The sequence below is a fragment of the Vicinamibacteria bacterium genome (genome assembly GCA_035620555.1).
In the GTDB taxonomy this organism is placed as follows: domain Bacteria; phylum Acidobacteriota; class Vicinamibacteria; order Marinacidobacterales; family SMYC01; genus DASPGQ01.
Window position 1 is genome coordinate 1 of the sequence record DASPGQ010000104.1, and the last position, 9,851, is coordinate 9,851.

The 9,851-nt window shown below is 63.3% G+C and carries 8 protein-coding genes; 2 read left to right on the forward strand and 6 right to left on the reverse strand.

Annotation, left to right across the window (positions count from 1 at the left end; all coding sequences use genetic code 11):
- On the reverse strand, positions 1 to 1,035 hold a 1,035-nt coding region (locus VEK15_04300), incomplete at its 3' end, for an oligopeptidase B (GenBank protein ID HXV59893.1).
- A gap of 58 nt (positions 1,036 to 1,093) precedes the next feature.
- Here VEK15_04300 and VEK15_04305 point away from each other — a divergent pair.
- Together VEK15_04305 and VEK15_04310 are read left to right on the forward strand one after the other, a co-directional pair.
- Positions 1,094 to 2,191 carry a metal-dependent hydrolase gene (locus VEK15_04305; protein HXV59894.1) on the forward strand — a complete coding sequence of 366 codons (1,098 nt, stop codon included), beginning with the start codon at positions 1,094 to 1,096 and terminating at the stop codon, positions 2,189 to 2,191.
- Between the two features lie 489 nt (positions 2,192 to 2,680).
- Positions 2,681 to 3,343: a TAXI family TRAP transporter solute-binding subunit gene (locus VEK15_04310; protein HXV59895.1), complete on the forward strand. Its 663-nt coding sequence runs from the start codon at positions 2,681 to 2,683 to the stop codon at positions 3,341 to 3,343.
- A gap of 536 nt (positions 3,344 to 3,879) precedes the next feature.
- On the opposite strand, the gene VEK15_04315 is transcribed toward VEK15_04310, so the two are convergent.
- From VEK15_04315 to VEK15_04335, 5 genes are all read right to left on the reverse strand, one after another.
- Entirely contained in the window at positions 3,880 to 4,209 is a 330-nt protein-coding gene (locus tag VEK15_04315) for a hypothetical protein (GenBank protein ID HXV59896.1), read from the reverse strand.
- 43 nt (positions 4,210 to 4,252) lie between these two features.
- Positions 4,253 to 5,746: a sodium/proline symporter gene (locus VEK15_04320; GenBank protein ID HXV59897.1), complete on the reverse strand. Its 1,494-nt coding sequence runs from the start codon at positions 5,744 to 5,746 to the stop codon at positions 4,253 to 4,255.
- Between the two features lies 1 nt (position 5,747).
- Positions 5,748 to 5,936, reverse strand: a complete 189-nt coding sequence (locus VEK15_04325) for a hypothetical protein (protein ID HXV59898.1) — start codon at positions 5,934 to 5,936, stop codon at positions 5,748 to 5,750.
- Positions 5,933 to 7,141, reverse strand: coding sequence for a membrane dipeptidase (locus VEK15_04330; protein HXV59899.1), 1,209 nt, complete (start codon positions 7,139 to 7,141; stop codon positions 5,933 to 5,935). Before VEK15_04330 ends, VEK15_04325 begins: the two co-directional genes overlap by 4 nt.
- 113 nt (positions 7,142 to 7,254) lie before the next feature.
- Positions 7,255 to 9,851: amidohydrolase family protein (locus VEK15_04335; protein HXV59900.1), on the reverse strand; the 2,597-nt coding region annotated here is incomplete at its 5' end.

Below are 9,851 nucleotides of genomic sequence, written 5' to 3' on the forward strand. Positions count from 1 at the left end.
CCAAGGTATCACCCGGATCCTTTGCCGGCCTTCGTATCGCTCGATGAGGACCAGGAAGTCGCGGAACAGCTCGAAATCTTCGACCAGGACGTCCTTTCGGTGCGGAACGACGTCCTCCCAGTGACGAGCAGACGGTGTGACGATGGGAGCTCTCACGAGCTTGAAACTGACCGCCCCTTGGTTCGTGAGGATATAGAAGTGCTCGCCGTGGTGGCTTACCGAGTACTCGCGTCCATGGAGCCTGGGCTCGAGGAGCCGGAGCTCGCCGTAGGGCATGTCGGCATCGAGATAACGGTACTCGCTGCTCACGGAATGCTCGCAGGCGAGCATGATGAAACGTCTCGACTTGGCTGCGAAGACGTGCAGCTCGTAAGTCTCGTCCCTTTCCTCGTAAACCAGCTCGTCCTCCGACGGGTCGGTACCGAGCACGTGGCGAAACAGACGATAGGCACGGAGAGTCTCCGGGTGCTGTTTCGTATAGAAGATCGTACGATTGTCGTTCGCCCAGGCCAGATCTCCCGTGACCGCGGGGAGGACCTCGGGAAAGAGCGCTCCGCTCGCGAGGTTCTTGAAGTAAACGGTGTAAAGGTGCCTGCCTTTCGTATCGATGGCATAAGCCAGATTGTTCGCGTCGGGGCTCACGCCCGACAGGAACAACGAGAAGTAATCGTGCCCGGAAGCGAGGGCGTTCGCATCGACGAGGACCTCTTCGGGCGCGTCGACAGTGCCCTTCTTGCGACAATGCACCGCGTACTCCGCCCCGGCCTCGAAACGGTGATAGTAGAAGTAGCCATCACGAAGATAGGGTACCGAGAGGTCGTCGGGCTGGAGCCGGCCGGCGATTTCGCGAAAGAGCGCCTCCTGAAGCGTTTTGGTGTGGCTCATCGCGTTGTCGGTGTAGTCGTTTTCTTCCTCGAGATATCGCAGCACCTCCGGATCGTCACGCCGGTTGATCCAGTAGTACGGATCGACGCGGACGTGTCCGTGCCGGAGGAGCTTTTTGGGTCTCGCACGCGCGATCGGAGGATTGTCCATTACCAGCCATTTTACGGAAGGGTCGGCGCAATTGCCTCGATATAATCGCCTCACTCCTATGGATCCGATCGCTCACACGCTCGTTGGAGCGGCTCTGGCTCAGACGGGAGCCCGAAGGAAGTCCGCTTACGGTAGCGCGGCGCTTCTCATCGGCGCCAACCTCCCTGACGTCGACGCGCTCGCTCTGTTCGCGGGTGCGGACACCGCCCTGCTCTTTCGTCGCGGCTGGACCCACGGCATCCCCGCGATCGTGCTCTTGCCTCTTCTTCTCGCGGGATTCCTGGCGGTCTGCGGACGCCGCTCGAAGCGCGAGGGACCGCCCGTCCGCTTCGGGGCGCTGCTGGGGCTTTCCTACCTCGCGGTGACGACTCATCCGGTGCTCGACTGGCTCAACACCTACGGCATGCGATGGCTCATGCCGTTCGACGATCGGTGGTTCTACGGGGATACGCTCTTCATCATCGACCCGTGGATGTGGCTCGTCCTGGGAGGTGCCGTATACTCGAGAAGCTCGGACCGTCGGATCAGCCTCCTCGGCTGGACGGGCTTTGGGGTCCTGGCTTCATTGATGATGCTCGTCGTGGTTCCCGGTCTGGTCGCCGAGAAAGGTCTCTGGCTTGCATGCGCGATCGCGATCGTCGTTCGGCGATGGCGACGCGGTTCGATCGGCGAGATCGAGGCGCGCCGCGTGGCCGTTTTAGCGGTGGCCGTGGTCACTGTCTACGTCGGGGCGATGAACGCGTCGGCGCGTTACGCGCGCGACGCGGTCGCGAAGACGCTGACGGAGCGCGGTCTGGAGGTCGGCCGGCTCATGGTGGGTCCTGTTCCGGTTACGCCCTTCGTCAAGGACGTCGTCCTGGAAGCGCCGCAGGGCTACCGCTATGGCGAAGCACGACTCTTTCCCCGGTTCGAGCTCACTCTGGAACCAGGGTGGCTTCCGCGCACGGAGTCGCCCGTCGTTCGGCTGGCGAAGCAATCGCCGATGGTGCGTGGTTTCGTGAACTGGGCACGATTCCCCTTTGCGGAAGTGGAGGAGACCACATCGGGAGCCACCGTCTATCTGATCGACGCTCGGTACACCGGTTCGAGGACGGGCGGGTTCGGGACCGCCCGAGTCGAGATATCGCGAGAGCAGCTCGAAAAGGCCGTCAAATAGGGTGAAGTCGAGTTACTTCACGGAGCTCATTACGATACCATCCTCCGGCAGCAGAGAAGGATCCGAGGATGCACGAGCCCATCTCACGAGGGGAAGCTTTGGAAGCCGCCATCCCAGACCGAGACGCGCCAGGGTCAAAGAGCCCGAGCGGCTCGCCCCTGTCTCGCCGATTGCTCCTGAAGTCGGCCGGCCGTCTGGCCATGGGGGTGCCGTCCGCCTGGCTCCTCGGGTGCAAACCGAGACATCGAGACGTCAACCGCTGGGGCTCTTCCACCCTCGGGTCTTCGGGATACGTCATCATGGAGGCCTTCGTTCAGGCGGCGAATCGGCGCGGTAAGACGCGAAATTCCTCCTTTGCCACTGCGGGCGCTGCCGAAAACCTGGCGTTGATCGACAATGGAAGCCTCGAATTTGGCCATTCGACATCGGTGGACTGGACGGTAGCCCAGCGGAACCAGCCCTTACCATTCTCCCATCGTCTGCCAGCAGCTGTTCGCCTACGCGACGTGGCACATGCCGCCCGTCGTCCGGCGCGATTCGCACATCGAGACACTCGCGGATCTTCGCGGACGAAGGTACGCTCCCTCGACACCGGGAAGCGCCGCCGCCCTGATGCATCACGCCCTGATGAATGCAGCGGGTCTCGACGACCACATCCGATGGACCTACGGATCGTGGACCGAGATCTACGATGCATTCACATCGAAGCGCGTCGACGTCGTCCCCGGAGTCATCACGAACGACGCGATCTCCCCACGACTGATCGAGGCCCAGGCGCTCGTGGATGTCGTGCCGCTCGAGATTCCCGCCGCGGTCATGAAGAGGGCCCAGGAGATCAACGCAGGCATCTTTGCGGCAACGAAGGGTCCGGAGGCCTGGTCGGCCATCGAGGCACCAACCGTCTTCCCTTACTCCATCGGAGTGCTGGCCGCCGCTCCCGATACCACCGCGGAAGTGGGCTACGAGATCACGAAGGCGATTTACGACGACGCCGAGCGTATCCGCAGCCTGGGGGTGGCTCTCCGATACGTGGATGCCGAGTTCGCCCTCCGGGGATTGATGGCAGCCTTCCCCGTGAACGCCGGAGCGCTTTCGTACTTCCACGAGAACGGCATCCGAAACGACGCGCTTACGATCGTCGCCGACCCGTAACCAGGCAACTCGGTGACATCTCGATCCCCTGGTCAACGGATGCTCTCGTCGGATCGGGAGTCGTCGGCTGTCGCCGTTCTCCTATGGGCCGTCGCCGTGGTGGGCGCCACGCTCCATTTGCTCCAAGCCCGCTACTTTTTGGTCTCCGCCTGGGAGTTCACCAGTTTCCACCTTGGGTTCGCTCTCGTCCTGATATTCCTGTGCCTGGCATCGAAGGCGGCATCACGCTCACGGTCGACGGTGATGATCGGGCTCGCGGTGTGCTCGGTCGCGACGACGGTCTACGTTCTGACGCAGTACGAGAGCCTGATATCGACCCGGGTCTTCAGTCCGAATTCGCTCGACGTTCTCGCCACGATCACCCTCGTCCTGTTGACTCTGACCGCCACGGTCTTGCAGTGGGGTCTGACGCTTCCCCTGCTGGCCATCGCTTCCGTGCTGTACGCGTACTTCGGTAACTACGTCCCGAGCGATCTCTTCTTTCACGGCGGGATCGACTTCGTCCGATTGATGTCGTATCTGGCAATCCCGTCGTTTCAGGGGGTCTTGGGCTCTTTGACGGGACTTTCGGCGACCACCGTCTTCGTGTTCATGGTGTACGTCGGGATGCTCCAGGCAACCGGCGGCGTCAAGCTCATTCTCTCCGTCGGGACCGCCTTGGCCGGCAAGTCTCGATCCAGTCCGGCTCTGCTGTCCATCATCAGCAGCGGATTCATGGGCATGCTGTCCGGAAGCACCGTGGCCAACGTCGCGAGCACGGGAACGATGACGATTCCGTTGATGAAGCGTTCCGGTTTCACCGCGGAGGAAGCGGGCGCGGTGGAAGCCGTGGCTTCACTGGGCGGCCAGTTCACTCCTCCCATCATGGGCTTGACCGCTTTCCTTGATGGAGGTTCCCCTGCATCTCGACTACCCACCTGGCGTCGACTGAGCCGCGATACCGTCGGAGAAGAACAGCTCGGCCACTTCGGGTGGCGGCGGAGAGGTCAGCTTGCTCACCATCACGACGAGCAGCAGGGAAACGAACGGTCCGACGAGCGCTGGCCAGATCCCTCCGATCCAGTTGTCGAGAGAACCGTGGGCGACGAATCCCGCGACGTACCAGCCGACGCAGGCGATCGGTCCTCCCACCATGCCGGCGATCCCGCCCTCGCGGGTCGCCCGAGGCCACCACATCCCCAGCAGGAACGGAAACGTGAAAGCCGAGGTCATGAAGCTGAAGGACATCGTGACGATCCAGAAGATGGCTGCAGGAGGTCGGATGGCGACCAGGAGCGCCAGCGCGCCGATGACGAAAGTCACCCATCGCGAGATGCGGAGGCCTTCTGGCCCATCGATCGTTCTCCCGGCGTATTTGCCATAGATATTCTCGACGACGAGGGATCCCGAGATGAGGAGGATTGAGTCGATGGTCGACATCGTCGCTCCCAGGACGGCCGCCACGATGATGCCGCCGACGAGGGGAGGAAGAAGCTCGGCCACGAGCGTCGGGACGGTCAGGTCGGGCCGTTCGAGGTGGGGGAGGAGCGCGCCCGCGGCAATCGCGATGAGCGTCGCGCACAGGTAGACGAAGCTTTGAAAGAAGACCGAGTAGACCATCGCCCGCTTGAGAGTTCGGTCGTCCCCGGGAATGAGGAATCTGGTCACTGACGCCGGCGAGCCGATTTGAAAGAATCCCCAGACGAGAAAATCCGAGACCACCCAGAGCGCGGGCATCTTTCCCAGGAAAGAGATGGCCTGGGGATTGACTTCCCGGTAGACGCGGTGCATCTCGGAGAATCCGCCGGCCGCGCTCACGGCCACGGGCGCCAGAATGGCGAAGCCGAGGATCATGATCAGTCCCTGGATGAGATCGGTATAGGCGACGGCGTACATTCCACCGAGGACGGTGTAGAGCACCACGATGCCGCCGAAGACGAAGAGTCCCAGAAGGTAGGGTGTCTCGAGCAGTACCTCGAAAACGTTGGCGGCTGCTTTGAGCTGGGCGGCGATCAGAGGAATGAAAGCAACCAGCATGACGAGGGTCGCCACCAGCCCGGCCGTCTTGGTGTAGAAACGAGACTCGAGAATGTCGGCCAGCGTGACGCTTTCCAGTCGGCTCGCGATCTTGCGAAGGCGCGAGCCGAGAAGCACGTAGCTGAACCAGGGAGCGGCGGCCGAGGCGACCCCGGCGGGTGAAAAACTGTAGCCGTAGATCTTCTCTGTCCCAACCGCGCCCATATAGGAGCTTCCGCTCATCTGCGTCGCCGAGAACGAGAATCCGATCGTCGCCGGGCCGAGCTTGCCCCGGGCGATGAAGTAGTCGGCCCCGGAGCTCACCCGCCGATTGAACCAGATGCCGAGGCCGAGAAGCGACGCGAAATAGACGATGAGGACGAGAATGTACTGCGTCGATGGACTCACGTCATCTGCCGGTGAGCACGTAGAAGATCGACGCGCCGATGACGTAGGCGTAGCCGAAATAGACGACGATCCACACACCCCAGTCGAGATTGGCGGGCCCCGGCGGCCAGTCCACCACGAGAGCGACGCTCCCGCCGAGGAGAAAGACCGCCATCAGGACGAGCGAGAAGACCGGGAGGCGCGGTCTCATTGCCACACGTCCGCGAGAACCCGGAGAGCGTTTCCCCCGAGCGCTTTGGCGATGTCTTCGTCGGAGTAGCCGTGCTTCACCAGCCACCGCAGTATGTTCTTCGACGCCTCGGTCGGATTCTCGACCCCTTTCACGTAAGCGACCTCCTCGTAGCTCGGGGCACCCCCCTCATGAGAGGCATCGATGGACAGCGCGTCGGTGTACACATGGTGCAAGCCAACGTGATCGCCGTAGAGCGTATCGGGACCGAAGGCGACGTGGTCGATTCCCACGAGTTCCTTGACGTACTCGAAATGCTCCATGTAGCTCTCCAGGTCGTGACCGGGCCGGCTCCTGGTCATGGTCGTGTGCGGTGCGGCTTCGATTCCGATGACGCCGCCTTTGCCGGCACAGGCTTCGAGGACTTCGTCGGGCGCGAGCCGCTTGATGTTCCACAGGGACCGTGCCCCGGTATGAGAGAGGAAGATGGGTTTCGTGCTGGTTTCTATCGTATCGAGCGTGGTCTGCGGGCTTGCATGGGCGCAGTCGATCGCCATTCCCACATCGTTCATCCGTCGAACCGCCCGCCGGCCAAACGCGGTGAGCCCGCCGTCACCCGGCTCCTTCAGGCCCGTACCAAGGGCGTTCGACTCGCTGTAGGTAATGCCCATCGCCCGGATACCGATGCCGTAGAGGATCTCGATCCGGTCGAGCTCGTTCTCGATCATCGCCGCCCCCTCCTGAGCGGGGATCAGGGCGATCCGGCCTTCATCGTGGGCACGGTGAATGTCGTCGACTGTCTCGCACCGGATGACGAAATCCTGATGCGCGAGATCGCACAGTCTCATTCCGACGTCGAAGATGACGTCGGTCCATTTCCAACCGCTCTTGGATGTGATGATTGCGGTGCCGTCTTGAAAGTTGTCGAACAGCGCGTCCCAGTAGGAATCGGCCAGGGCCTCGTATGCGGTCACCGTCCGCCCCTCGCGGTCGTAAGCTCGGCACTGTCGGATGTCCTTGGGAAAGAGGTGGGGATGCTCGTGGAGCGAGATGATGACGAGCCGCTCGGCGAGTTCGAGCGTGCGGCGCTCCTCTTCCACGGTTAGCGGCAAGAGGTAGGGCTCGAAGGGCCCATGCCCTTCTACCAGATCGAAATCGCGGAACCCCCGGTCGGCTTTGAGGTATTGGTAGGAGCGATAGGATGCGGTGTTACGGTGGATGCCCATCGATCGGCCTCCTGCTGGCCGGCCATGCTACACCCGTGGCTCGCCGACGACTAGCAGGGTGATGACATCGACGAGAGACGACTCGATGATTCGTCGGCGCGAGCCGACCGTTCTCACCGTTCTCCGCCGTGCCGAGTGCTTCCGCTTCTCGCGAAGAGGATCTCTGCTTCTGCCGGCCAGAACCCCTGGGGCTCGTCGTTCACGATCGCCTGCCACAGCGTTTCCGCCTCGTCTTGCTCGCCCCGGAAGTCGTGTTCCATCGCAATGGCGAAGCGAACGATGCTGTCGGCTCCTGGCAGAAGCTCCTCTTCGGTGCGTACCCCCTTGAAGAAGAGGACGGCGTCGTAGTAGGTGAAGTTCTCGATGAGCTCGAGACCTTCCGGTATCTCGGCGACCACGGCTCGGGCTTCTTCGTCTTGGCCCAGCTTGCGGTGCGCCAGGTAGCGCCAGTACGCGGTCGACACCATGCGGTCGGCGGACTGGCCCAGGGGCTCCGAGGCGGCGCGTTCCATCCCGCGGAGGGTCGTCTCGTAGTCTCCGAGGGCGTAGCCCGTCTGGCCGAGGTAGTAGTGGATGTTGGATTTGTAGGTGCCGAGGTACTGATGCCTCGGGTTGAGGATGCCGTCGGGCTCGAAGGAGTCGAGCTCGCTCTCCACGAGCTCGGCGGCACGCCGGTAGTCTTCAACGGCGCCATCGAGATCGCGATAGCGGGCCCGGTGCCGGCCGCGGAAACGGTAGAGCTTGTAGCTCTGTGGATGCACTTGGAGTCCTCGGGTAAATACGCCAATCGCCTCCTCCCATCGCGTGAGGTAGCCGAGTCTTCGACCGAGCCAGATGATCGAATCCTCTCTTCGGGGCGCTACCTCGAACTGCGCTCGCGCGATCGCGAGATCCTCCTCGAGTCGGGCCCGAGTCGCCGGGCTCCAATTCGGCTCTCTGAGCGGCATGCCGAGGAGCGTTCGTCCTTTCGCTTCGTCCGGTCCAACACGGACGTTGATCGAGCGGCCGCCGCCGCCGAGCGGGTTTCGCTCGTCGACGATGATCACGACCGGCTCGGCGGAGCCGTTCGCCATCGCGGTGGCGGTGAAGCTCGCCCAGCCGTCAGCGATCTGGAGGAACCCGAGGTTCGCGTCGACCTCGACTCGCTCTCCCGTCCGAGGATGAGGAAATGTGAGGTGCCCCCGGGCGACGCCTCTTTCATTGGACCGAACGTCGATGTCGAACGCCCCGGTGTCGAGCGTGAGGCGGGAAGAAACGCTCGTCATGGCGCGGCTCGGCATATGGATCGAACGTCGCAAGGCGCGGCCCGACGCGCTTCCGGTAAGCTCGCCGTCGCTGAGCGCGAGTCGTCCGTTCACGAGCACGTGGCGCACGCCCTCGGGCGGCGCGTTGGGGTTCTCGAAGGTTGCATGATCGATGATGGTCACGGGGTCGAAAACAACGATATCCGCCGCCATGCCGGGTGCGAGAAGTCCGCGGTCGACGAGCCCGATCGTGGCCGCCGGCAGCCCGGTCATCTTGCGGATCGCGTCCTCCCAGGTGAGGTGCTTCCGCTCCCGGACGTAACGTCCCAGGACCTTCGGGAATGAACCGAAGTAACGGGGGTGGGTCGCGGGCGCGTCCACGGCCCCGCAGTCGCACGCAATGGAGGTTGTGGCGCCCTTCATGATGGCGACGAGATCGGACTCGGCGCCGAAGCGCAGGATGGCTCGGCGGTTGGATACTTCGAGCGCGCGCACGACCGCTTCCCCCGCGGAGACGTCCCCCATCTCCTTCATGAGGTCGACCAGCTCGGTATCGAGGTCGGGCACATAGACGCCTTCGGGCCCACCGAAGCGGGCGTTCATCGCGTCTTCGGACTCGATGACGATCTTCTCGCGGAGCACCGGATCGCGGAAGCGCTCGAGCATCTTCTCCCGGCCGCCGTCCTGGGCCCAGCCGGGAATGATGAGCGCACCGAGACCGCTCTGGCCCGCAAGGTAGGGGTACACATCGGCGGCTGCCAGCTTTCCCGACGCCGTGGCCGCGTCGATGAGGTCGATCAATTCCTGGGCCGTGCCCTGCTCGTGTCCCTGTGCCTTCATGTGGGTGACGATGGGGACCAGGCCCGTGCGGGCACCTAAGGTGAGTGTTTCGGTCACGCCCACGCGCGAGCTGAACTGGGTCTCGGGTGTCAGGCGATCGTGGTTCGTGAAGTTGGTCCGAAAAAGCTCGGCGGCGCTCACGACCGCGGCCACCTCATCGGTCGTCGCGAAGTAAGCGGGCTTGTAATCGAGACCGGCGGAGACACCGAAAGCGCCTTCCTCCAGGCCGGCGACGATGAGTAAGCGCATCCTGTCGAGGTCTTTCTCGGTGGGTCGCCGGTCCGCGGGTCCGACGACCTCGGACCATACACGATTGAATCCGATGTTGACGCCGACGTTCACGGCGAGACCGGCGTTCGCGAGCTCCTCGAGCTGCTCGTCGATGTCGAGCGGGCCGCCGCCGTCGGCGTTGAGGATTTCCGTCGTGACGCCCTGAACGATCATGTTCGACGCCTGCCGGAGACCGCTCGGGGTCGCGTGGCTGTGCAGATTGATGAAGCCCGGTGTGATATAGAGACCGCTCACGTCTAGCTCGAGCGCGGCACGCACTCCGGTCAGATCGCCCACGGCCGCCACGGTGCCACCGTGAACCGCCACATCGCCCTCGTAGGCGGGTGCTCCGGTGC

Bases quoted from the DNA above. Each gene is read 5' to 3' on its own strand.
- VEK15_04305 (HXV59894.1), top strand. From the start codon at position 1,094: ATGGATCCGATCGCTCACACGCTCGTTGGAGCGGCTCTGGCTCAGACG.
- VEK15_04315 (HXV59896.1), bottom strand. From the start codon at position 4,209: ATGATGGGAGGAGTGAACTGGCCGCCCAGTGAAGCCACGGCTTCCACC.
- VEK15_04325 (HXV59898.1), bottom strand. From the start codon at position 5,936: ATGAGACCGCGCCTCCCGGTCTTCTCGCTCGTCCTGATGGCGGTCTTT.
- VEK15_04330 (HXV59899.1), bottom strand. From the start codon at position 7,141: ATGGGCATCCACCGTAACACCGCATCCTATCGCTCCTACCAATACCTC.